Raw genomic sequence first — 23,482 nt, forward strand, 5'->3', positions numbered from 1 at the left:
TGGTGGAGTGAGGCTCCCCGCTCTTCTTGCAGCACTGCTGCTGATCATGGGCACGCATGCCCAGGTCGACCTGCCCGTCTTCGGCAAGCAGCAGGTGATCAACGGCTACGCGAAGGACATCGAAGGCGAGGTCCTCTCCTACTTCAGCGTGTACCCCGAGCATGCGACCACGGCCTTGCTGACTCGCTGCACGGATGGGACGAAGGCGATCGCATGGGAAACCGCCGCTGTGCCCTTCTATCCACAGGACGAGAACATCCCCTACTACTACTTCAGCTGGATCGCCGCGCACAACAGCACCACCAGTGGCGGTAATCGGAACTTCGATCTTTTCATTGGAGATGAAAAGGTGCTCACGTTCACTACGCACCATTCAACCCAGCCGCAAAGCTGGCAGGTGGACACGGTGGACGGAGTGGCGCTGGTGTTCGAATTCTCGAAGGCTGACCGACACGGCGATGCACACGGCTTTGCGCATTTACGCGTTCCCCGGAAGTACATAACGCCCGGCAAGCCGCTGCGGCTGAAGGTGGTGGGCCATGCCCAGAACAGCCCGGACTGGTTCATGACCTTCCGGTACACCTTCGAGGAGAAGGTGGAGGTGGACGTATTGCCGTTCGTGTATCGCGACTCAAAGCTTCCAATGCAGCCTGCGCAATTCACCGTGATGCACTTCGGCGAACCTACTGAACTCGAAGTGCGCCTTACTGGGGTAGCGCCCACCAAGCATCAGATCAAGAATGGACTGAACGTGTTCGAGACCCCAGTGCATGTCTCACCGTTGACTCCCGCAATCATGTTTCCAGAGGACCGAGCGGCACATCGTGCTCCAATTAGGGCGCAGGCTTCTTTGTCCAATCGTCCGGTACTGGACACAACGATTCTTGTCCGTCTCGCACCCCACCGCGACATCCACCTTGTCCACCACAGCCACACCGACATCGGCTACAGCCACCTGCAGGCCGAAGTGGAGGTGATCCAGAACAACAACATCTGGAAGGCGCTGGAGCTGATCGACCGCACCAAGGACTATCCCGAAGACAGCCGCTTCGTGTGGAACGTGGAGAGCCTCTGGGCCGTGGAGAATTTCCTGGGCAAGTGCAGTGAGGCGGACAAGCAACGCTTCATCGCGGCGGTGAAGAGCGGCAGCATCGCCCTCAGCGCGAACTACGCGAACATCCTCACCGGCCTCTGCACGCCCGAGGAGATGCACTGGATCGTGGAGTACGCCGATTCGCTGCGGAAGTGGTATGACCTGCCGATCACCATGGCGATGCAGACGGACATCCCCGGCATGAGCTGGAGCATGGTGGACGCCTACGCCGCGCATGGCATCCGCCACCTGAGCCAGGGGCCGAACTACATCCCCGACATGCCCGACGGCGGCGACCGCATCGGCAGCACCCTGCGCGAGCAGGGCGACAAGCCCTACTGGTGGAAGGGCACCACCGGCAAGGACAGCATCCTGGTGTGGACAGCCGGCCAAGGCTACGGCGGCTGGCACGGGTACACCGCCGGGGCGATCAAGGAGCGCGGCACGCGGAAGATCGCCGCCTACATGAACGACCTGGCCGAGAAGGGCTATCCCTACGACATGGTGCAGTGGCGCTACAACATCGTGAGCGACAACGGCCCGGTGGACAGCACCCTCAGCGACTTCGTGCGCGAATGGAACGAGAAGTATGCCTCACCGCGGCTGATCATCTCGAACGTGGGCGATATGATGGCGCAGTGCGACCGGGAGTACGGCAAGCAGATCCCCACCTGGAGCGGTGACTTCACGCCCTATTGGGAGGATGGCGCGTACAGCACGGCGAAGGAGGAAGGCGAAGTGCGTGTGCTCAGCGCACGACTTTCCAACCTGATCGATGCGGCCAAGATCCTGAACAAGCCCATCGACCCGCACCTGCTCTACCGCGCCAAGCGCAGCATCGTGATGTGGCACGAGCACACCTGGGGCGCTTGGTGCAGCATCAGCGATCCGGATGCGCACTTCACCACCGACCAATGGCGGGTGAAGAAGGCGTTCGCGGATAGTGCGGGGTGGTATGTGGATGCGATTGAAAGAACGCTCTCCTCCGGGCAAGCTCCGATTAAGGAGGAGAAGCAGGCATCAGTTCTTAGGATTCCTGAGGATGATGCGTTCAGGTGTTGGAAAGTCAATGGACTCGATCCCAAGAGTTTCATCACGACGTCCCCCATGGAGTTGAAATTCGAGAAAGAAGAAGATGGAGTGGTTCACCGTCGATATCAGATTGAATACACGCCGACGCGGACCAAAGAATCACTTCATATCTCCATTCCGATCCAGATCCCCAACGCCACCGTCCGCATCGGCATCGGCGATACCTGCGTAACGCCCGAGAGCGGCCGCATCCCCGGCAGCAACAACGACTTCTTCTGCGTCCAGCGTTGGATCGACGTGAGCAACGACAGCATGGGCGTCACCATCGTATGCCCACAAGGCGCGATATGGGAGGTCGGCGAAATGGTGGACGAGCGCAAGGTGAACCCCGGCAAGGGCACCAACCCGGAGTACTACAAGGCCTGGAAGACCGAGGCGAAGAGCAGCAGCACCATCTACCTCTACGTCCTCAACAACTACTGGCACACCAACTTCAAGGCCGACCAGGAAGGACCGATCACCTTCGACCTCTACCTGAAGATGCACGGGCCGTTCAAGCTGGAGGAGGCCAGGCGCTTCGGGCTGGAGATGACGAGGCCGTTGATCACGTGGTGGAAGTAGGAGAAACGCAGAGGCGCAGAGGGCGCGGAGGAACGCGGAGAGTAACGGCTGAGGCGTGCAGCGCATCGGGAGATGAGGTCCGAGCGGGAACATTCGCATCCAGGCGGATCGGGAGTGATTGATGTTCCAACTCAGCGCCTCTCTGCGCCCTCTGCGCCTCTGCGTTGAACTGCGACCTTTGGCCCCATGAAGAAGCGCCCACCCAGCGGCCTTGGTGGCTTGGTCTACAGCACCAACAAGAACCTGAGCACGGCACGTGAGCCCGCCACCCTGCCCCCGCCCCAGCAGGACCTCCGCATCCACCTTGACCGGCTGAAGGGCAACAAGGAGGTGACGCGCATCGTGGGCTTCGTGGGCAAGCCCGGCGACCTGGACGACCTGGGCCGCGCGCTGAAGAGCAAGTGCGGCGTGGGCGGCAACACCAAGGACGGCGTGATCCTGCTCCAGGGCGATCACCGCGACAAGGTGCTGGCCTACCTGACGGAGAAGGGCTACAAGGCGAAGAAGGCGGGCGGCTGATCATGCACTTGTACCGTCGACCCCAAGGGTCGACACTTGACCATGGCCAAGAATCCCGCTGCCAAGACCTACCGCTTCACCGCTCCGCTGGAGAAGATGAACGCGCAGATGGCCTTCACGTACGTGGAAGTGCCCATCGATGTGGTGCAGGAGTTCGGCACCAAGGGACGCGTGCGGGTGCTGGGCACGGTGAACGGCGTGGCGGTGGACCGCGCGCTGATGCCGCAGAAGAGCGGGGTGCACATCATCATCCTGGGCGGCGACATCCGCAGGGCGGCCAAGCTCAAGCGCGTGGGCGACCCGGTCCACGTGGAGTTCTGGAAGCACCCCAACCCGGATGAACTGGACCTGCCGGAAGCGCTGGCCGAGACGCTGGACTTCATGCCGGAGATGAAGGCCGCCTGGGAGAGGCTCACCCCTGGCATGAAGCGCAGCATGTGCTACTGGGTAGGCAGCGCCAAGACCGCGCCCACACAGGCCAAGCGTGTGGCCGAATTGCTGCGTCGCTTCGAGGCTGGCGACTTCCAGGTTGGCAAGGGCCCATCCAAGGAGTCGGCTAAACGCAAGGGATAAGCGCCGTCGATCGTCAGCCCGTACTGGCCCTATCGTCGATGCTGGCGGCGCAGTGCCAATCGCTCCTGCGCACGCCTGCATGCACAACGCCCGCCAGCCGTCCGGATGCCGCGAAGGCGTTGCTCGGCGTGGTGCCACCCGTCGCTCTCATCGCCACCTGGTGGTTCCGCACCTGCCCCCCATCTGGGGCCACCCCTGTCAATAATGTCGCAATCAAGCTGTACCGGAGGGCTTGCCAGATGCGCAGGTCATGCGCGCTGGCGCGCTCCACACGTAGGCCGGCACGCTCCACGGGCTCCGGCTTGCGCAAGCACCGACCACGAACCGCAGGGTCATTGGCCAACTCATGATGCATATGCCCCCCTGGCACCGGGTCGAATCCGCGACATGCAGGCCATCAGCCCAGCCTGCAAAGAAGAAGCCCCGCCGATGGCGGGGCCTCCATGAGTTCTCATTCCACTTTACTCAGCGGCAGGGGCTTCGCCCTCGGCGGCGGGAGCCTCTGCGGCGGCCTCCTCAGCGGCAGGCGCAGCGGTCTCAGCGGCAGCGCTGGCGGCCAGCTTCGCGCTCAGCTTGGCGGCCATCTCCTCGGCCTTCTTCAGCTCAGCGGCAATCCGGGCCTTCTCGGCATCCGTCTTCCCGGCGACCAGCTTGTTCCGCTTCGACTCGATCTTGGCGTTCTTCTCGTTCATCCAGGCATCGAAGCGGCGATCGGCCTCCTCAAGGCTGAAGGCGCCCTTCTTCACCCCGTTCAAGAGGTGATTGCGGTACACGACGCCCGTGTAGCTGAGGATGGCACGGCAGGTATCGCTGGGGCTGGCGCCTTTCTGGAGCCAATCCAAGCACTTCTCCCGGTCGATCTCGATGAATGCGGGGTTCTGGTTGGGATCGTAAGCGCCGATCCGTTCGATGTACTTCCCGTCGCGGGGAGCGCGGGAATCGGCCACCACCAAGTGGTAGTAAGGCCGGCCTTTCTTGCCCTTACGCTGAAGGCGGATGCGAGTTGGCATGTCGCGGTTTGTGTTTAGGTCCCGGAATTGGGGGTGCAAAGATGGGGTATTCCACCCGGATTTCCAACCGGGACTCCGACAACGTACCTCCCTGGTCACCAGTCCGTTGAATCAGGCACCCGGCCCGGGTGGCGCCAAGCAGGGTGCGATGCACCTTTACAGCATGCGCCTTCTGCCCTTTCTGCTCCTGATGGCCGTGCAATCGTCGGCCCAGCAGGCCCCGTTGCCCTCCCTCATCCCCGCGCCCGTGGAGATGACCTATTCCGGTGGCACATGTTCGTTGACCTGCCCATGGTCGGTCGAAGGGAATGCGGGCGACGAAAGGAGTCAAGTTGGTCTGGAAATCCTGCGACTCCACCCTGAAGCGGAGATACTCTGCGAGGTTCCGCTACGCATACGATTCAACATCATTCAAACCGAGACCGCTCTTCCCGACGAGTGGTACCACCTGCAGGTGCTGAGCGACGGCATTACGGTCAATGCGCCGGACGCCGAAGGCCTCTTCCGGGGCAGCCGCACCCTGATCCAACTGCTGGAGCAGGGCCGCGCGACCGGCACCCTCCCCTGCCTCACCATCACCGACTGGCCGCGCTTCCCCTGGCGGGGCATGCACCTGGACGCCTCCCGCCACTTCTGGAGCGTGGAGTTCACCAAGAAGTACATCGACCTGCTGGCCCGCTACAAGATGAACAGCTTCCACTGGCACCTCACGGACGATCAGGGCTGGCGGATCCAGATCAAGAAGTACCCAAAGCTCACCGAGGTGGGCGCATGGCGGAAGGGCAGTCAGGTGGGGCCGTATGCCAAGCTCCAGTACGACAGCATCCCCTACGGCGGTTTCTACACGCAGGAGCAGATCCGCGAGGTCGTGGCCTATGCGGCGGCGCGCCACATCAACGTGGTTCCCGAGATCGAGATGCCGGGGCATGCCTTGGCAGCGCTGGCGGCCTACCCTCACCTGGGCTGCACGGGTGGTCCCTATGAGGTGGAGCGCGGCTGGGGCGTGTTCGAGGACGTGTTCTGCGCGGGGAACGACAGCGTGTTCGCCCTGCTCGAGGAGGTGCTCTCCGAAGTGATGGACCTCTTCCCCAGCACCACCATCCACATCGGTGGGGATGAATGCCCCAAGGAGGCGTGGAAGGCCTGCGCGAAGTGCCAGGCGCGGATGAAGGCCGAAGGCTTGAAGGACGAGCATGAGCTGCAGTCGTACTTCATCCAGCGCATCGAGAAGTTCGTGAACGCGAAGGGCCGCAAGATCATCGGCTGGGACGAAATCCTGGAAGGCGGGCTGGCGCCCAACGCGGCGGTGATGAGCTGGCGCGGTACCGAAGGCGGCATAGCAGCGGCGCGCAGCGGGCACTACGCCGTGATGAGCCCCGGCAGCCATTGCTACTTCGACCACTACCAGGGCGATCCCGCGAACGAGCCGCTGGCCTTCGGCGGCTACACCACCTTGCAGAAGGTGTACGGCTACGAGCCCATCCCCGCTGAGCTGAAGCCCGATGAGCAGAAGTACATCCTCGGCGCGCAGGGCAACGTATGGACGGAGTACATCCTCACGCCGGAGCATGTGGAGTACATGGCCGTGCCGCGTATGCTGGCCTTGGCGGAAGTGCTGTGGACGCCCAAGGAGAAACGCAACGAGGCCGACTTCATCAAGCGGTTAGAAGGCGAGTTCCCGAGGCTGGAGGCCATGAACGTGAACGTCAGCAAGAGCCTGTATCAAGCTCGAATCCTTCCATCTCAAGGAGATAGTGTTGGCCAGATCCGAATCGACGCGCTCTCTGGCATAGAAGGCCTACACACGGACATAATCTGGAGAGTCTACAATGAAAATGGACTGCCCTTGGGAGGCGGGGGATCTACGGACACACTCGTCATAGGACGTTCTTGTATTGTCGAAGCACGAATCCAAGCCGAGACCAGGCCCCCCGGCAAGGGCTATCCTGTTGCTGTAAGGAAATTCCTTTTCAACCTCGCCACCGCCCGCCCCATCACCCTAAGCGCTGCACCCAACGAGCGCTACAACGAGGGCGGTGCCTTCACCCTGGTGGATGGCATCAGCGCGCAGGAGAAGCGCGTGAACACGGAGTGGCTGGGCTGGAAGGAGGGCGTCACCATCACGGTGGACCTGGGCAGCGTGCAGGATATCAGCCGCATCGCCATCGGCGCCCTGAACGAGACCCACAGCTGGATCCACGCGCCGAAGGCGATCGAGTTCCAAGTGAGCACGGATGGGAAGAACTATACCTCGGTCGGCATGGCCATCCCGACGATGCGCGAGATCCCCGTGATCCCGGCGGATCCGATCAAGCGGAAGTCCACCATGATGACCAGGGTTCAAGGACGGAACGTGTTCGCGGTGGAAAAGCCGGCCCAAGCGCGTTACGTGCAGCTGCAGGTGCTGCACAGCGGCATCATTCCCGCTGGCGACCCTGGTGCCGGCAACCCGGCGTGGTTGTTCTTGGACGAGATCGAAGTGCGATGAGCATAATCTTTGTTCAGCCTTGACCATGCGCACCATCCTCCTCCTGGCCCTGCTGCTCGGCGCTTTCGCCGTGCATGCCCAGAGCACCATCTACAGCTTCGCCATCGGCAACTGGCGGAACGGCCCCACGGTGTACATCACGCCGCTCATCGAGACCACCGAGGCGGCCACCAAGCCCAAGCTGAAGGAGGAGTTCCGCGCCCGGCATGCCGAACTGAAGGACATCAATGACATGGACTTCGATGTGCTGCTCTTCGGCACGCGCGAGGAGGGCGAGGAGCACCGCGCCAGCCTGAAGCAGAAGTACGGTATCCGCAAGCTGGAAGTGGTGATGCTCTCCGCAACCGGGCCTGCGCAGGACCCCGCGCGATAGGCCGCTCCACCCACGGCACCGCCCCGCAATGGCTAGCGCAGCGACCGGCTACCTTGCCCGCATGAAGCAAGCGGTCACCGCGGTCCTCTGGCTGGCCCTGGCGCCTGCAGGCTGGGGGCAGCTCACCCGTGCGGATCAGGCCTTCACCCGTGCGGATACCTTGCGGGGCAGCATCGGCCCCGGGCGCGCCTGGTGGGATGCGGTGTATTACGACGTGAGCGTGCGTCCCGACTTCCAGCGCCGCACCATCGCCGGGCGCACCATCATCGCCTTCGATGCCGTGGCCGAAGGCCGGCGGATGCAGATCGACCTGCAGCAGCCCTTGACGGTGGACAGCATCGTGATGGAGGCCTCCGTCTTCCAGGCCGGTTCCATCACGGTCACCGACAGGCCCGTCGATTTCACCCGCGAGGGCAATGTCATCTGGATCGAGCTGCCCCAGCCCATGAAGGCCGGCGAAGCGAGCACCGTCACCATCCATTACCATGGCGAACCGATCGCTGCGAAGAATCCACCCTGGGACGGCGGATGGATCTGGCGGAAGGATGACTGGGGGAAGCCTTGGGTGAGCGTAGCCTGCCAGGGCCTCGGAGCCAGTTCGTGGTACCCCTGCAAGGACCACCAGAGCGACGAGCCCCAGCGGGGCGCCACCCTGCGCATCACTGCGCCGGACAGCCTGCAGGCCATCGGGAACGGACGCCTGCGCAGCAAGGAGCGGAACGGCGACGGCACAACGACCTGGAACTGGCAGGTGACGAGCCCGATCAACACCTACAACCTGGTGCCCTATATCGGCGGCTACGTGCATTGGAGCACGGTTCACCCGGGGCTGGACGGGCCGCTGGACTGCGACTTCTGGGTGCTGGCCGCCAACGAGGCCGCCGCCCGCGCGCAATTCGCCCAGGTGCCCGGCATGCTGCGCTGCTTCGAGGAGTGGCTCGGCCCCTATCCCTTCTACATCGATGGCTACAAGCTGGTGGAGGCGCCCCACCTGGGCATGGAGCACCAGAGCGCCGTGGCCTACGGCAACCAGTACCGCAACGGCTACCTGGGCATGGACCTCAGCGGCACCGGCCACGGAATGGCCTGGGACTACATTCTGGTGCACGAGAGCGGGCACGAGTGGTTCGGCAACAGCATCTCCACCGCTGACATCGCGGACATGTGGGTGCATGAGGGCTTCACCATGTACACCGAGGTGCTCCACACCGAGTGCCTGCTGGGGCGCGAGGCGGCCGATGCCTACTGCCGCGGCATCCGACGGAATATCCGCAACGACCGGCCCCTGATCGGGCCGTACGGCGTGAATGAGGAGGGCAGCGGCGACATGTACCCCAAGGGCGCCAACCTGCTCCACACCATACGGGCGATCGTGGGCGACAGCACCTTCAGGGCCATGCTGCTGGAGATGAACCGACGGTTCCGGCACCGCATCGTCACCAGCGCCGAGGTGGAGGGCTTCATGATCGGCTTCGACGAGCGCACGAAGGAGCTGCTGCACCCGAGCATCTTCGACCAGTACCTGCGCTCGACCAAGGTGCCGGTGCTGGAGTGGGGCGTCCGCAAGGGCCGGCTCATGTGCCGATGGGCCAACGGCGTACCGGGCCTGCGGATGCCGGTCCTTCTCGAGGTGGGAAGCCGCACCATTCTGACCGCAGGGGTCACGGCTGACTGGACGACGGTGGATGCGCGCGCGGGGCGGCGTGCTCCGGTGCGGATCGACCCCAACCTGTACATCGGCGAGAAGCGGGTGAGCGGGAAGCGGGTGGGCCGGTAATTCGGACAGGAGGACGCTGCCGATGCGTAGGTTCGTAGCATGCGTTCGCTGCTTGCCTGCACGGTCGCCCTGGGGGTGACCCATGCCACCTCGGCTGCCACCTTCAGCATCACCCACTTCGGCACCCCTCCCGAGGCGCAGGCTGCCATCGCGCACGCAGCGGCGATCTGGGGCGGGATCCTGGAGAGCGATGTTCCCATCAAGGTTGCCGTGAGCTGGTTCCCGCTCGGCAGTGCCGCACTCGGTGTGACCTTCCCCAACGGGCGCAAGGACTTTCCCGGCGTGCCCGTGCCATCCACCTGGTACGCCACCGCCCTGGCCAACAGCATCACGGGCACCGAGCTGAATCCTGGCGAGGACGACATCAACGTGTACCTGAACAGCAGCGCCGCCTGGTACTACGGCGTGGACGGCAACACACCGCCCGGGCAATATGACCTTGTGAGCATCGCCCTGCACGAGCTCGGTCACGGGCTGGGGTTCGTGGGATTGGCCAAGAAAGTAGGCGCCGAAGGCTCCTTCGGCCAGGTGCAGATCAGTGACTTCGGGCCTTTGATCACCACCTTCCCCTGGCCCGAGCAGGAGGGCCTGCCGGGCATCTTCGATCGCCACCTCACGAGCACGGCACAGGGGGAGCTGCACCTGCTGGAGAACCCCGGCACAGCGCTGGGATCGGCCTTCACCAGCAACCAGGTATACTTCAACGGCCCCTTCGCCGCCGCCGCCAATGCCGGGCAATCGGCGCGCATCTATGCACCGGCGGCCTTCGCCTTGGGCAGCAGCTGCGTCCACCTCAACGAGGCCACTTTCCCGGTCGGCAACCCCAATGAGCTCATGACGCCCTTCAGCAGTGCGGGCCAGGCCAATCACTGGCCAGGGCCCATCGCCATCGGCGTGATGCGCGACATCGGCTGGGTGGTCACCCCGGAAGTGGGCATGACCGAACGCACACCTTCAATGCCTTGGAGCGTGCGGTTGGGCCAAGCGGTGATCGCCGTCGAAGGCCTGCCGCCGGGAACTCCCCTGCAACTCATGGATGCCGGTGGGCGAACCGTGGCCGCAGCATCGGCACCCGAGGCGATGCCCACCGTGCACCTGGCGCCCGGCGCCTATCTCCTCCGGGGTGGTAATCATGGCGTCCGGCGCGTGGCCCTGCCCTGAGGCCACCCGCGCGCACCGAAGCCGTTTCCCCTAATTTCGCCAGCCATGGCGCGCTCCCTGCTCATCCCCCTGCTCGCGGCGCTGCTGCTGGCCTCCTGCAGCACCCACAGATACGTCGCCGCCAGCCATCCCAACGGGAAGCCGGAGGTGGTCATCTACATGAAAGGGAAGGGCGAGGAAGCGGTGAAGGTGATGGAGAAGGTCTATTATCCGAACGGCAAGCTGGAATACGTGGGCCAATTCCAGAATGGCGTGGAGCATGGCGAATGGACCTACTACTACGAGAACGGCACCCGGAAGTACGTGGAGCAATGGGCCAATGGCGTGGAGCACGGGATCCACTATGACTACAGCCCGGATGGGCAGATCTACCGGGAACTCCATTACGAGCATGGCCGCTTGGTGAAGGAGGTGGATCGCAGCAAGCCTCAATAGGTGGATGCGCGGTGTCCTCGCGCGGATCCCGTTCCCCGGGCGATTCGTCCTGGTCCTGGCCGTGCTGGGTGCACTGCTCTACGGCCTGGAGCGGATCAATGGCCGGTTCTGGCTCAATGACTTCCGGGTGTACTACGGCGCGGCGCAAGCGCTGCTGAACGGCGAACCGCTCTATGGCGTGGCGCATGGCCTGGGCACCGGTTTCTTCAAGTATGCGCCGGCAGCGGCCTTGCTCTTCGTGCCGGTGTCGCTACTGCCCTATAAGGCGGCCGCCTCGTTGCACTTTGCGCTGGTCATTGCCGCCTTCATCGGTTCCGCGCTCGCGATCGACCGGCTGCTGCGCCAGAACCTCTTCCCTGGCCGACCTGCCGCCTATGCTCCCCTATTCCTCACGGCCCTTGCAGCCGGCGCCCACCTGCATCGCGAGCTGCACCTGGGCAACGTCAACGCCATGCTGCTGTGGCTGCTGATGGCCGGGCTCGAACGGCTGCTCAGCGGCCGCCACCGCTCAGCGGGGGCACTGCTCGGCCTGGCGGTGGCCTTGAAGCCCCACTTCGTGGTGCTGCTTCCCTGGCTGCTGTTGCGTCGCCGCTGGTCGGCGCTGGCCATGGCCCTGACCCTGCTCGTGGCGGCGGTCGCATTGCCGACTGCGCTCCTCGGCCCTTCCGCATCGCTGCAGCTGCACGGCGAGTGGCTGGCCGAGATGGCCCGCCACAACGCCTCGCTCATCCACACGGGCGGAACCGAGCATGAGAACGTGAACACCATCTATTCATTCCTCCACCGGGCAGTGCTTCAGCGCATCTGGGGAGCACCCTTGGCCTGGGAGGCACCCGCCATCCTTGCGGCCATCGCCTTGGCGTTCGGACTGTTGATGCTGCGCCACCTGCGCTTGGAGGCCCCTGGAGGCGAACGCTCACGGAATATGGCCTTCGAGGCGCTCCTGCTCATTGCGCTCGTTCCGAGCATCACGCTCACCGATACCGAGCACTTCCTCTTCGCTATGCCGCTGGTCGCCTACCTCATCCAAGGGCTGCGGAGCAGCGAACGGCCGCGATGGCTCAGGGCCGCCGGCCTGCTCGTGCTCCTTGGGCATGGCGGCAATTGGGGAGATGCGCTGGGACCGATGGCCGACGTCATGGTCCATTACGGCATCCTCGGTGCAGCCAACGGCGCTCTCCTGTTCCTTGCCGCCGGCCTGCATGCGGCGAATCCTTCGCCGCGATCGAACCATGGGCTGCGCCCGGGGTCCTAGGAATCAAGCATATTGCGGCCATGGTGCACCGTTCCTTCCTGCTGCCCGCCCTGCTGAGCTTCGGCACCGCCTGCGGGCAATCGCTGTACTTCCCGCCCACCTTCGGAAGCGCATGGGAGACGCAGGACCCGGCTGCGCTCAACTGGTGCACCGATCAGGTTCCGCCGCTGCTCGATTTCCTCGAGAGCACCAATACCAAGGCCTTCCTGGTGCTCAAGGACGGACGCATCGTCATCGAGCACTACTTCGGCACCTTTACGGCCGACAGCCTCTGGTACTGGGCAAGCGCCGGCAAGAGCCTCACCGCCTTCCTCGTCGGCAAGGCGCAGGAGGAAGGATTCCTCGACATCGACGACCCGAGCAGCGCCTACCTCGGCGTGGGCTGGACCAGTTGCACGCCCGAGCAGGAGGCGGCCATCACCATCCGCAACCAGCTGACCATGACGAGCGGGCTTGATGATTCAGGCGACCTTGACTGCACGGCTCCGGCGTGCCTCCAATTCCTGGCCGAGCCCGGAACCCGCTGGTCCTACCACAATGCCCCGTACACCCTGCTCGACGGCGTCATCGAGGATGCCACCGGACAGTCGCTCAACAGCTACCTCTTCAGCAAGCTCACGGTCACCACCGGCTTGCAGGGCGCCTTCGTTCAGATCGGCAGCAACAATGTCTTCCTCAGCAAGGCCCGGGCGATGGCGCGGTTCGGCCTGCTGGCGCTGGCACAGGGGCAATGGAACGGCGAGCCCATCATGACCGATAGCGACTACTTCCAGGCGATGGTGACCCCTTCGCAGGCGCTGAACCCCGCCTACGGCTACCTCTGGTGGCTCAACGGCCAGAGCACCTACATGCTGCCGGGCATCCAGCTGAGCCTGCCCGGCATGCTCTGCCCAGCCGCCCCCTCCGATATGTACAGCGCCATGGGCAAGAATGGCCAGCTGATCAACGTATCGCCGGCTACGGGCCTGGTGGTGGTGCGCATGGGCGAACTGCCCACCGAGGACATCTTCGTGCCCAACCTGTACAACGACCAGATCTGGCAGTACCTGAACGCGGTGATGTGCGGTGCCACGGGCGCGCAGGATGAGGCCACCCCACGGATGGAACTGTTCCCCAATCCGTCGCGCTACCGGGTGGACGTACACGTGGGCCAAGGGGGTGGCCAGATCACCGTGCGCGATGGGTCCGGCCGCATCGTGCTGACCCAACAGACCTGCTCCGACCGCATCGGTCTGGATGTGTCCGGTCTGGCCAGTGGCTGCTACACGGTGGCGTTCAGGGGTGAAAGCGGAGCGGCCACCGTTCGGTTCGTGAAGGAGTAGCCGGCTACGCGAACTGCCGCAGGCTGGTGCGGATAATGTCACGCACTCCATCAGCTGCTCCTCGGTGATCACCAGCGGCGGGGCGAAGCGGATGATGTCGCCGTGGGTGGGCTTGGCCAGCAGGTCCTGATCGGTATCTTCGATGCATCACTTCGCCCGGACGATCGGCTCAGGACCGCAGCGCACGTGTGCTACAGCGCGTTGCGTAGATCGCGCCAGGATCGGACGGATATGCGAAGATCGTCGGATAACCAACGTTATCCACTTCGACCCGAATTATGAACATCAAAACAAAAAGGGTATATGAACAGGCTGGATCTAATGATGGATTCCGCATACTTGTGGACCGACTTTGGCCGAGAGGGCTATCCAAAGAAGATGCAGAGATAGATCTGTGGTTAAAGTCTATTGCGCCTTCAAATGAGCTTCGAAAATGGTTCAACCACGATCATGGAAAATGGCCTGAGTTCAAAAGACGATATTTCTCTGAACTTGATCTGAATGGAGATGTGGTCAGTGAGTTGCTATCTCATGTTAAACGTGATCATGTCAGTCCTTTGTACTCGTCAAAAGAACAAGAGTACAATAATGCCACAGCATTGAAAGAGTATATAAACAGCATGTTAAAATAGGTTAGTGCCTCGTACAGCAGGTCGTTTCAAGGAAGCACCACTACGCGGGACCAGTTAACTCCAGCGTTTGGAATACCAGCGCAACCGGAACTAACCGTTCAGGCCCTATGCGAACTGCCGCACGCTGGTGCGGATGATGTTCACGCACTCCATCAGCTGCTCCTCGGTGATCACCAGCGGTGGTGCGAAGCGGATAATGTCCCCGTGGGTGGGCTTGGCCAGGAGACCATTGTCGCGCAGCAGCAGGCAGAGTTCCCAGGCAGTTTTGGGGGAGCCATCAGGTGCCGTGCGGGCTTCGATCACCAGCGCATTGAGCAGGCCACGACCGCGCACCAGCTTGATGAAGGCGTACTCCTCCACCAGCTTCTGCATCTCGGCGCGGAAGAGCTGACCGAGCCGCTCGGCGTTGCCGCAGAGGTCCTCGTCCTGCACGATGCCCAGCGCCTCGATGGCGAGCCGCGCGCCCATGGGGTTGCCGCCGTAGGTGCTGCCGTGAGTGCCGGGGGTGAAGACGTTCATCACCGCATCGCTGGCCAGCACGGCGCTCACGGGGTACATGCCGCCGCTGAGGGCCTTGGCCAGGATCACCACGTCGGGGCGCTGCACCCCTTCGCGCGCTTCGCAGAGGCCCTTGGTGCAGCTGCAGCCATTGTTGTGGCAGGAGGCCAACAATCGGCCGGTGCGCGCGATGCCGGTCTGGATCTCGTCCGCGATGAAGAGCACGTTGCGGGCCTTGCATGCAGCGATGGCGCGGGGGATGTAGTCGTCGGCCGGCACGTACACGCCCTTCTCCCCCTGGATGGGTTCCACGAGGAAGGCGCAGACGTTCGGGTCCTCCAGCGCCTTCTCCAGCGCCGGGATGTCGTCGTAGGGGATCACCTCGAAGCCGGGTGTGAAGGGCCCGAAGCCGCCCTGGCTGTCGGGATCGGTGCTCATGCTCACGATCGTGATGGTGCGGCCGTGGAAGTTGCCCTCGCACACGATGATCTTGGCCTGTCCTGCGGGGATGCCCTTCTGCTCGTAGCCCCACTTGCGGGCCATCTTGATGGCGGTCTCCACGGCCTCTGCACCGGTGTTCATGGGCAGCATGCGGTCGTAGCCGAAGAGCTCGCACACGGTGCGGGCGTATTCCCCCAGCACGCTGTTGTAGAAGGCGCGGCTGGTGAGCGTCATGCGGGTGGCCTGTTCCTGCATCACCTTCACCAGGCGCGGGTGGCAGTGCCCCTGGTTCACCGCGCTGTATGCGCTGAGGAAGTCGTAGTACCGCTTGCCTTCCACGTCCCACACGAACACGCCCTTGCCGCTGTCGAGCACCACCGGGAGGGGGTGGTAGTTGTGGGCACCGTAGTGCTCCTCGAGGTCGATGGCGCGCTGGGACTTGGAGAGGGCACGGGTGAGCTGCGGCATGCGGATGGGGTTGGCGCGAAGGTATTGGGACCGCCCATGAGGGGTTCAACGCCCTTAGCATGATGCAGCTGTTGGGTGATGCCTGATGCACGGGAAAGCCCCTGGGCTCCTACCTTTGCCCCGGGGCAAGTCCCGTACGACCAGCTCCCGCTGAATCCCCCAGGGCCGGAAGGCAGCAAGGGCAGGCGGTTGTAGCGGTGCGATGCGGGTCGCTTGCCCCTCTTTTTTGCCCCTCCGCGAATCGACCGGGAAGCATGCCGACCCGCGCGTTGGGCCACCGCCGCTACCTTTCCCCCATGCCGGAATTCGTGAAAGTGGTGCTGGTCACCGGGGGGAGCAGCGGCCTCGGAAGGGCCATGTGCGCGCGACTCACCGCCCAAGGCCACCGGGTCTATGGGACAGGGCGCGCGGTGGACGATGGCCCTGGCGACCTGGGGTTCGAACTGCTCCGCATGGACATCACCGATGAAGCCTCGGTGCAGCGTGGCGTGAATGAGGTGCTTCGCCGCGAAGGGCGGATCGATGTGGTGGTGAACAATGCGGGGCTAGGGATCCAGGGGCCCGCAGAGGATATCCCCACCGAATTGGCGCAACGGCTGCTGGACACGAATGTGCTCGGGGCGCACCGGCTGTGCCGTGCGGTGCTTCCCGAAATGCGCGCACGGAAGCGGGGCCTCATCATCAACATCACCAGCGTGGCGGCCAACTTCGGCCTGCCCTACCGGGCGTTCTACAGCGCCAGCAAGGCAGCGCTCGAGCGCTACGGCGAGGCCCTGGCCATCGAACTGAAGCCCTTCGGCATCACCGTGGTGAACGTGCAGCCCGGCGAATTCAACACCCCCATCGCCCAGTCACGGCTCAAGCCCGATTCCATCACACCGGACCACCGCCCCGGCTATGAAAAGGCCATGGCCGTGCTGAGCGGCAGCATGCATTACAGCCGTGACCCCGACGAACTGGCCCGGGTGGTGGCGCGCATCATCGCCTCACCGAAGCCCAAGGCCGGTTACGTCGTCGCGAAGGGCGTCCAGCGGTTCAGCATCTGGGCCAAGAAGCTGCTGCCCGGCCGTATGTTCCAGCGCATGGTGGGCAAGCACTACGAGTAGCCATGGTGACCTATGATTCCCGCGACTGGCTGAGGGCGCTGGCCATTCACCGCTCGGACACCTTCCGCAAGCTGTGGCCCTTGCTGGTGCTGGTGGGTCTTTTTACCTACGGGGTGGGATTCCTTGAGCTGCAGCGCTGGGAACTGGGCAACGAGAGCGTGGTGAAGAACCTGCCCGTGATGCATAGCCTGCTGGGCTTCGCCATCAGCATGCTGCTGGTCTTCCGCACGAATACGGCCTACGATCGATGGTGGGAGGGTCGCAAGCTCTGGGGGCATCTGGTGAATACCAGCCGCAACCTGGCGGTGAAAGTGGATGCCCTGGTTCCCGACGATGCGTCGGCAAGGGCCTTCTATGCCCGGCTCATCCCGCTCTTCGCCCATGAGCTTAAGCTGCACCTGCAGCGCGAGAAGACCCGCTTGGAGCTCGACGCCGAGCCCCATCCGGAAATCCCCGACTTCGACCGGAGCAAGCACATTCCGGCCCAAGTGGCGCAACTCATGGCGGCCCGGGCCTCCCGGCTCCTGCGCGAAGGCCGCATCACCGGCGAGCAGCTCCTGGTGCTTGACCGCGAGATTGCCCAATTCCTCGAGATCTGCGGGGCCTGCGAACGCATCAAGAACACCCCCATCCCCTATTCCTACAGCAGCTTCATCAAGAAATTCATCGTCATCTACGTGCTCACCCTCCCGTTCGGCTTCGCCTTCACCCTCGGCCTGCTGGCCATTCCGGTGGTCATGTTCATCTTCTACGTACTTGCCAGCCTAGAGCTCATCGCCGAGGAGATCGAGGATCCTTTCGGCACCGACCAGAACGACTTGCCCATGCAGCGGCTCACCGGCACCATCAAGGGCAACGTAGAGGAGATCCTGGCGTGAAGGCGCTGGCCGGATACCTTCGCCCGCATGACGCCGCAGGACCTGGCCGCGAAGGTGGTGGACCGCATGTTTGGCCACGACCCCTTCAGCCAATGGCTGGGCATCGAGCGGGTCGCGGTAGAACCGGGCCGGTGCATCCTGCGCTGCACCCTGCGCCCGGAGATGCTCAATGGCTTCGCCATCGCCCACGGGGGCATCACCTACAGCCTCGCCGACAGCTGCTTGGCCTTCGCCAGCAACAGCCATGGCATCCAGGCCGTGAGCGTGGAGACCTCCATCAGCCATACCAAGCCGGTGAGGGAGGGCGATGTGCTCACCGCTACCAGCGAGGAAAAGAGCCTGAGCCGGGGAATCGGCGTCTATTATGTCACGGTAACCAATCAACGGGGCGATCAGGTGGCACTCTTCAAGGGCACGGTGTACCGCACCGGGAAGCCCTGGTTCCCTGAGCATCAGCCCAATCCATAAGATGAAGCAAGCTTACGTCGTCGACGCTGTACGGAGCCCGATCGGCAGTTTCACGGGCAGCCTCTCCCCGGTCCGGGCCGATGACCTCGCCGCCCATGCCATCCGTGCACTCATGGCCAGGAACCCGGGCCTTGATCCGGCGGCCATCGACGATGTCATTCTAGGCTGCGCAAACCAAGCCGGTGAGGATAACCGCAATGTGGCCCGGATGGCGCTGCTGCTCGCAGAACTTCCAGTATCAGTTCCGGGAGAGACAGTTAATAGGCTGTGTGCTAGCGGAATGAGTGCTGTTGTTTCGGCTGCTAGGGCCATCGCTGGCGAGACCGGCGAGCTCTTCATCGCCGGTGGTGTGGAGCACATGACACGGGGGCCGTGGGTGATGAGCAAGACCAGCACACCGTTCGGCAGGGACGCCCAACTTTTCGACAGCAGTTTCGGTTGGCGATTCATCAACCCGCTGATGAAGGAGAAGTACGGCGTGGACGCCATGGGAGAGACCGCCGAGAACCTGCTGGATATCAGCCCCATCAGCCGCGAGGACCAAGACCGCTTCGCACTCCGGAGCCAGCAGAAAGCCGCCACGGCACAGGCTTCAGGTCGCCTCGCCCGGGAGATCGCGCCGATAGGCATCCCCCAGCGCAAGGGCGCCCCCATCGCATTCACCGACGACGAATTCATCAAGCCGAAGACCTCCATGGAAGGGCTGGCTGCACTCAAGCCGGCTTTCCGCAAGAACGGCACCGTAACGGCGGGCAACGCCAGCGGGCTGAACGATGGTGCGGCCGCCCTGCTCGTGGCGAGCGACGCGGCCCTGAAGGCTCACAGCCTCAAGCCTTTGGCGCGAATCGTGACCAGCGCGGTCGTGGGCGTGGAGCCCCGTGTCATGGGAATCGGTCCGGTGGCAGCCACCAAGCTGGCCTTGAAGCGCGCAGGGCTAACCCTTGACCAGATGGACATCCTGGAACTCAATGAGGCCTTCGCCGCCCAAGTGCTGAGCTGCACGCGCTCCCTCGGCATCGCCGATGATGACCCTCGGCTCAATCCCAATGGCGGCGCCATCGCGCTGGGCCACCCCTTGGGCATGAGCGGAGCACGCCTGATTCAAACGGCAGCCCTTGAGCTTCAAGTGATTGGAGGCCGATTCGCCCTCTGTACCATGTGCATCGGCGTGGGCCAGGGTTATGCCGTTATCCTGGAGCGGTGTTGATACCGGTGGTTCAACCTTCCATGACCGCCGCGGGAAGGCCGTATTAGCTTGCCCCCCCATTTCATCCCATCATGCTCCCTCAGGAACAGATCAACCTCTACATCGCCGAGCAGCCCGAGTGGCAGCGGAAGGCCTTGGTGCGGCTGCGCCAGTTGATCCATGCGGTTGACGAGGATATCGAGGAGACCTGGCGCTGGAACTCCCCCCATTTCGACCACGATGGCATCATGATCGGCCTGCACGCCTTCAAGTCATGCGTGAGCGTTTGGTTCCACAAGGGAGCCCTGCTCAAGGACAGCCATGGCCTCTTCAAGCTCACGGAGAAGGATGAGGAGCGCGGAATCCGGAAGTACAAGGTCTTCGAAGGGGAGGCCATCCATGAGAAAGCCTTCGCCGACCTGGTGAAGCAGGCGGTGAAACTCAATCAAGCCGGAACCAAGCTGGGCGATGCCAAGCCGCCCCGGAAGGCCCTGGTGGTACCGCCCGAACTGGAGAACTGCCTGAGGAAGGACGACCAGGCATGGGCGAACTGGGAGAAGTTCAGCTACAGCCACAAGAAGGAATACGTGGAGTGGATCGCCGATGCCAAGCAGGAGGAGACCCGCAAGCGCAGGGTGGCCCAAGCGTTGGAGATGATCCGGCAAGGCAAGGAGGACAAGCACCCCGCTTGACCCGGGCCGCCCATGAACAAAGAAGCCCCCTCGGCGTGCCGAGGGGGCTTCTGGTATCAGACGTAAGTCCCCGACTTATTTGCCGTGACGGGCGTAGCGCTTCTTGAACTTGTCCACACGACCGGCCGTGTCGACCAGCATCATCTTGCCGGTGTAGAAGGGGTGCGAGGTATGGCTGATATCCAGCTTCACGAGCGGGTACTCATTGCCATCCTCCCATTTCACCGTGTCCTTGGTTTGGGCGCAGCTCTTGCCCACGAACATGTAATCGTTGGACATGTCCTTGAACACCACGGTGCGGTAGCTCTCAGGGTGGATTCCTTTCTTCATGGGTGTCTATCCGGCGCTTCCCGGATCCGCGTTAAGGGCTGCAAATGTAAGGGCTTTCCCTGTATCACCCAACACCATCCTCTGGCGGTGCCCACCAAAGGCAATGATCGCCCCCCAGCCAGCGTATCTGCATGCGGATATCGGTCATCTTTGCCCCGCTTGTCTCCCGTTCGCACCCTTCCCTTCCTGGCCATGGCCTTGCTGGTGTTCAGCTGCCGCAAGGACCGGCTGTTCACGGACGACCCCGGCGCGAAACTGGAGTTCAGCCAGGTGGAGGTGCTCTTCGACACGGTGTTCGCCGTATCGCCGCCCATCGGCACGGTCACCAAGCGGTTCCGGGTGCGCAACCCCAACAGCGAGGGGGTGCGGGTGGACATCGCGCTGGAAGGGGGTACGCCCTCCCCTTTCCGCATCAACGTGGACGGGGCGGCCGGTACCGCCTTCAACGATGTGGAGATCCTCGGGGGCGACAGCATCTACGTCTTCGTGGAGGCCAGCCTGGACCAATCCAACCAGAGCGCGCCCTTTGTCCATGAGGACCATATCGTCTTCCTCACCAACGGCAACGAGCAGAAGGTGAAACTGGTGGCCTGGGGGCAGGATGCGCATTACTTCTATCCGGACCGGTTCCCGGCAGGCCTGCCGGCCTACAGCATCATCGCGGGCGAGAACGAGACCGTGCAGTGGGGCAATGACAAGCCGTACCTGATCTATGGCTATGCGGCGGTCGATTCGCTGGGAACCCTGATCATCGATCCGGGCGTGCGGGTCTATGTGCACGGCGGCGGGGGGCTGTGGATCTACCGCTGGGGGCGGCTGCTGGCCGACGGCACACCGGAGGAGCCCATCACCTTCCAAGGCGACCGCCTGGAGCCCTTCTATGCCGAACTGCCCGGGCAATGGGACCGCATCTGGATCAACGATGGCCCCGCTGGCGCCGACCATGTGCTCGACAACGTGCTGGTGAAGAACGCCCTTGTGGGCATCCAGTGCGAGACCTGGCCCGGCATCCCGGATGCGCCCACCAGCGCTGCGAAGCTGAACATGAGCAACGTCCGGATCCGCAACTGCAGCGCAGCCGGGGTGCTGAGCCGCAACTTCCGCATCACCGCCGGCAACGTGCTCATCGGCGACTGCGGGCAGTATGCCATGGCGCTGACCGGCGGGGGCGAATACGACCTCAACCACATCACGGTGGCCAACTACTGGACCTATGCCGTGCGCAACGACCCGTCCTTCATCGTGACCAACACCTATGCGGACATCACCGGAACCACACAGGTGCGCGACATCGTGAACAGCAGGGTCCGCAACTGCATCATCACGGGCGCCAATGCCAACGAATTCCAGTTGGCCTTCAACAGCTTGGCCACCCCTGCGCTCACCTTTGAGCGCGTGCTCCTCCGCACGGACCAGCCCACCAACAACACCACCTTCTTCCCGTTCCAGGACCAGGTCTTCCGCAACCAGGCGCACGGCTTCCGGAGCGTTCCGGACCGTGATTTCCACCTGACGGCCGGAGCCTACGCCCGCGGTCGTGCTGACGCTTCAGGCCCCTTCGAGGACCTTGACGGGGTGGTGCGCGGTGCCGACGGGCAATACGACCTGGGCTGCTTCGAGTACGTCCCGTGATCAGGGCAAACCGAAGAGGAAGCGCATCGTATCCGTACCGTCCGCATAGTCCCAGAGGGCCGGATGCTGCGCACGGCCGAACGGGACATGCCCACGGCCCACAACGCACTGGATAGCGGCCGCGTTGGCCTCCAGATACCGCTCCGCCGCCGCCCGGTCCGCCACCCGCTGGAAGAAGAGGGCCGCCACCGGGCTGGCGAGGGCCTCGTCCTCCTTCAGCAGCAGGAATCCATTCTCCAGGAAGGGCACCCGGTCAAGCAGCCAGAGGGCTCGTGTGTAGTCGTAGTTGTTCGCGTACTTGTTGTGCTGGATGATGCCCCCCCACGGGAAGAATGCCCGGAAGAGGCGGTCCACATCGAAATCCACCGGGATCAGCAGCTTGCTCACATTGCGGCAGCCCAGGCCGAAGTAGCGGAACACATCCTCGCCGAGCGCGGCAAGTTCGTCCTCCGTCTCGTTGCCTTCCAGCACGGCCACGCTCACCCGGTTGCGCCGCACGATGCGCGGCAGGTGCCCGAAGTAGTGCTCGAAGTAGCGCGCCGTGTTGTTGCTGCCCGTGGCGATCACCGCATCCACCTCACCCAGCTTCCCCTCCACGAAGGTGATCCGCTCGGCCGCACCCGGGGCGAAGCGGTCCAGCACCTGCGCGACCGCCGGCAGGAGCTCGGGCTCCTGCGAGGAGCACTTCACGCGAGCCCGATGGCCCGCGAGCCAAGTGCACAGCACATCGTGGAGCCCGACCAGGGGCACGTTGCCGGCGAGCACCAGGCCCACATTGCGCACGGCACGCGTGGAGGCGCCCCCCTCCGGGTAGCGGGAGAGCCAAGCCTCGATCGGGGCGGGCCGCAATGCCTCGCCCCATGCGGCGAACGCATGCCGCACCTGTTCCTCTGTCGCCCACCCATTGAACCGCTGCGCGCGGCCCACCGCGCGCTCCAGGCCCTCATACTCAACCCGCGACAGGCCGATGGCATGCCCCGGCCATGGCTGATGGGCGCCCAGCGCCCTCATCACCTCCCCCAGCTGCGCCAGTGCGGCCAGCCGTTGATTCGAACCTTCCATGCCCGGCTATCGTTCGTCGGTCACCCAAAGGCGCCCGGTTATCTTCGCCGCGCAAAAGTACCCCGCACCGCCATGGCCATCATGATCACCGACGAATGCATCAACTGTGGTGCATGCGAGCCTGAATGCCCCAACAATGCCATCTACGAGGGTGGCGCTGAATGGCGGCTGGCCGATGGCACGGCCCTGCATGGGCCCCAGACCACGCCCATGGGCAACTCCTACGATGCCGACGCGGCACAGAAGCCGGTGGCCATGGACGTCTATTACATCGTCACCGACAAGTGCACGGAATGCACGGGGTTCCATGACGAGCCGCAATGCGCGGCCGTCTGCCCCGTGGATTGCTGCGTGGACGACCCCGACCACCGGGAGACCAAGGAGCAGCTGATGGCGAAGAAGGAGTTCATGCACCTCTGAGGCCGAGGGG

23 protein-coding genes and 1 other RNA gene are annotated in these 23,482 nt (G+C 63.7%); 19 read left to right on the top strand and 5 right to left on the bottom strand.

Annotated elements, in window-relative coordinates:
• Positions 1 to 7 precede the first annotated feature (7 nt).
• The 3 genes from QY325_05620 to QY325_05630 all read left to right on the top strand — a co-directional run bounded on the left by QY325_05620 (position 8) and on the right by QY325_05630 (position 3,838).
• Positions 8 to 2,746, top strand: a complete 2,739-nt coding sequence (locus tag QY325_05620; protein WKZ67401.1) for a hypothetical protein — start codon at positions 8 to 10, stop codon at positions 2,744 to 2,746.
• Between the two features lie 186 nt (positions 2,747 to 2,932).
• Positions 2,933 to 3,265 (top strand): translation initiation factor, encoded by a 333-nt coding sequence (locus QY325_05625; protein ID WKZ67402.1) that lies wholly within the window; start codon positions 2,933 to 2,935, stop codon positions 3,263 to 3,265.
• Between the two features lie 42 nt (positions 3,266 to 3,307).
• Entirely contained in the window at positions 3,308 to 3,838 is a 531-nt protein-coding gene (locus QY325_05630; protein ID WKZ67403.1) for a YdeI/OmpD-associated family protein, read from the top strand.
• 13 nt (positions 3,839 to 3,851) lie between these two features.
• On the opposite strand, the gene QY325_05635 is transcribed toward QY325_05630, so the two are convergent.
• Both QY325_05635 and QY325_05640 read right to left on the bottom strand, forming a co-directional pair.
• On the bottom strand, positions 3,852 to 4,148 hold the full coding sequence (locus QY325_05635; GenBank protein ID WKZ67404.1) for a hypothetical protein: 297 nt from the start codon (positions 4,146 to 4,148) through the stop codon (positions 3,852 to 3,854).
• A gap of 151 nt (positions 4,149 to 4,299) precedes the next feature.
• Positions 4,300 to 4,848: a 30S ribosomal protein S16 gene (locus QY325_05640; GenBank protein WKZ67405.1), complete on the bottom strand. Its 549-nt coding sequence runs from the start codon at positions 4,846 to 4,848 to the stop codon at positions 4,300 to 4,302.
• A 163-nt stretch (positions 4,849 to 5,011) separates the two neighbouring features.
• Between QY325_05640 and QY325_05645 the strand changes: the two genes are divergently transcribed.
• From QY325_05645 to QY325_05680, 8 genes are all read left to right on the top strand, one after another.
• Entirely contained in the window at positions 5,012 to 7,336 is a 2,325-nt protein-coding gene (locus QY325_05645; protein WKZ67406.1) for a family 20 glycosylhydrolase, read from the top strand.
• Between the two features lie 25 nt (positions 7,337 to 7,361).
• Positions 7,362 to 7,709 carry a hypothetical protein gene (locus tag QY325_05650; protein WKZ67407.1) on the top strand — a complete coding sequence of 116 codons (348 nt, stop codon included), beginning with the start codon at positions 7,362 to 7,364 and terminating at the stop codon, positions 7,707 to 7,709.
• A gap of 61 nt (positions 7,710 to 7,770) precedes the next feature.
• On the top strand, positions 7,771 to 9,486 hold the full coding sequence (locus QY325_05655) for a M1 family metallopeptidase (GenBank protein WKZ67408.1): 1,716 nt from the start codon (positions 7,771 to 7,773) through the stop codon (positions 9,484 to 9,486).
• 39 nt (positions 9,487 to 9,525) lie between these two features.
• Complete coding sequence (locus tag QY325_05660; GenBank protein WKZ67409.1) at positions 9,526 to 10,647, top strand: hypothetical protein; 1,122 nt, start codon at positions 9,526 to 9,528, stop codon at positions 10,645 to 10,647.
• Between the two features lie 45 nt (positions 10,648 to 10,692).
• Positions 10,693 to 11,082: a hypothetical protein gene (locus tag QY325_05665; protein ID WKZ67410.1), complete on the top strand. Its 390-nt coding sequence runs from the start codon at positions 10,693 to 10,695 to the stop codon at positions 11,080 to 11,082.
• 4 nt (positions 11,083 to 11,086) lie between these two features.
• A complete protein-coding gene (locus QY325_05670; protein ID WKZ67411.1) occupies positions 11,087 to 12,337 on the top strand; it encodes a glycosyltransferase family 87 protein in 1,251 nt (416 codons plus the stop codon).
• A 20-nt stretch (positions 12,338 to 12,357) separates the two neighbouring features.
• The gene (locus QY325_05675) at positions 12,358 to 13,659 is read left to right on the top strand and encodes a serine hydrolase (GenBank protein ID WKZ67412.1); all 1,302 of its coding nucleotides are present in this window, start codon (positions 12,358 to 12,360) and stop codon (positions 13,657 to 13,659) included.
• 278 nt (positions 13,660 to 13,937) lie between these two features.
• Positions 13,938 to 14,291 carry a DUF488 family protein gene (locus QY325_05680; GenBank protein ID WKZ67413.1) on the top strand — a complete coding sequence of 118 codons (354 nt, stop codon included), beginning with the start codon at positions 13,938 to 13,940 and terminating at the stop codon, positions 14,289 to 14,291.
• Between the two features lie 105 nt (positions 14,292 to 14,396).
• Here QY325_05680 and rocD read toward each other — a convergent pair whose 3' ends face one another.
• A complete protein-coding gene (rocD, locus tag QY325_05685; GenBank protein ID WKZ67414.1) occupies positions 14,397 to 15,698 on the bottom strand; it encodes an ornithine--oxo-acid transaminase in 1,302 nt (433 codons plus the stop codon).
• Between the two features lie 123 nt (positions 15,699 to 15,821).
• Here rocD and ffs point away from each other — a divergent pair.
• The 6 genes from ffs (at position 15,822) to QY325_05715 (ending at position 20,028) form a co-directional block, all read left to right on the top strand.
• Positions 15,822 to 15,920: signal recognition particle sRNA small type (gene ffs / locus QY325_05690), an RNA gene on the top strand.
• A 74-nt stretch (positions 15,921 to 15,994) separates the two neighbouring features.
• Positions 15,995 to 16,804: an SDR family oxidoreductase gene (locus QY325_05695; GenBank protein ID WKZ67415.1), complete on the top strand. Its 810-nt coding sequence runs from the start codon at positions 15,995 to 15,997 to the stop codon at positions 16,802 to 16,804.
• 2 nt (positions 16,805 to 16,806) lie between these two features.
• Positions 16,807 to 17,682, top strand: coding sequence for a bestrophin family protein (locus tag QY325_05700; protein ID WKZ67416.1), 876 nt, complete (start codon positions 16,807 to 16,809; stop codon positions 17,680 to 17,682).
• A 27-nt stretch (positions 17,683 to 17,709) separates the two neighbouring features.
• Positions 17,710 to 18,150 (top strand): hotdog fold thioesterase, encoded by a 441-nt coding sequence (locus QY325_05705; protein ID WKZ67417.1) that lies wholly within the window; start codon positions 17,710 to 17,712, stop codon positions 18,148 to 18,150.
• Between the two features lies 1 nt (position 18,151).
• A complete protein-coding gene (gene pcaF / locus QY325_05710; protein WKZ67418.1) occupies positions 18,152 to 19,357 on the top strand; it encodes a 3-oxoadipyl-CoA thiolase in 1,206 nt (401 codons plus the stop codon).
• A 71-nt stretch (positions 19,358 to 19,428) separates the two neighbouring features.
• The gene (locus QY325_05715) at positions 19,429 to 20,028 is read left to right on the top strand and encodes a YdeI/OmpD-associated family protein (GenBank protein WKZ67419.1); all 600 of its coding nucleotides are present in this window, start codon (positions 19,429 to 19,431) and stop codon (positions 20,026 to 20,028) included.
• 75 nt (positions 20,029 to 20,103) lie between these two features.
• On the opposite strand, the gene QY325_05720 is transcribed toward QY325_05715, so the two are convergent.
• Positions 20,104 to 20,358 (bottom strand): type B 50S ribosomal protein L31, encoded by a 255-nt coding sequence (locus tag QY325_05720; GenBank protein WKZ67420.1) that lies wholly within the window; start codon positions 20,356 to 20,358, stop codon positions 20,104 to 20,106.
• A 159-nt stretch (positions 20,359 to 20,517) separates the two neighbouring features.
• Between QY325_05720 and QY325_05725 the strand changes: the two genes are divergently transcribed.
• Positions 20,518 to 21,990, top strand: coding sequence for a hypothetical protein (locus tag QY325_05725; protein WKZ67421.1), 1,473 nt, complete (start codon positions 20,518 to 20,520; stop codon positions 21,988 to 21,990).
• Here QY325_05725 and QY325_05730 read toward each other — a convergent pair whose 3' ends face one another.
• Positions 21,991 to 23,052, bottom strand: a complete 1,062-nt coding sequence (locus tag QY325_05730; protein WKZ67422.1) for an acyl-CoA reductase — start codon at positions 23,050 to 23,052, stop codon at positions 21,991 to 21,993.
• A 72-nt stretch (positions 23,053 to 23,124) separates the two neighbouring features.
• Here QY325_05730 and QY325_05735 point away from each other — a divergent pair, with 72 nt between their 5' ends.
• Complete coding sequence (locus QY325_05735; protein WKZ67423.1) at positions 23,125 to 23,472, top strand: 4Fe-4S dicluster domain-containing protein; 348 nt, start codon at positions 23,125 to 23,127, stop codon at positions 23,470 to 23,472.
• Positions 23,473 to 23,482: the final 10 nt, after the last annotated feature.

This window comes from Flavobacteriales bacterium (genome assembly GCA_030584065.1).
Lineage (GTDB): Bacteria > Bacteroidota > Bacteroidia > Flavobacteriales_F > PHOS-HE28 > PHOS-HE28.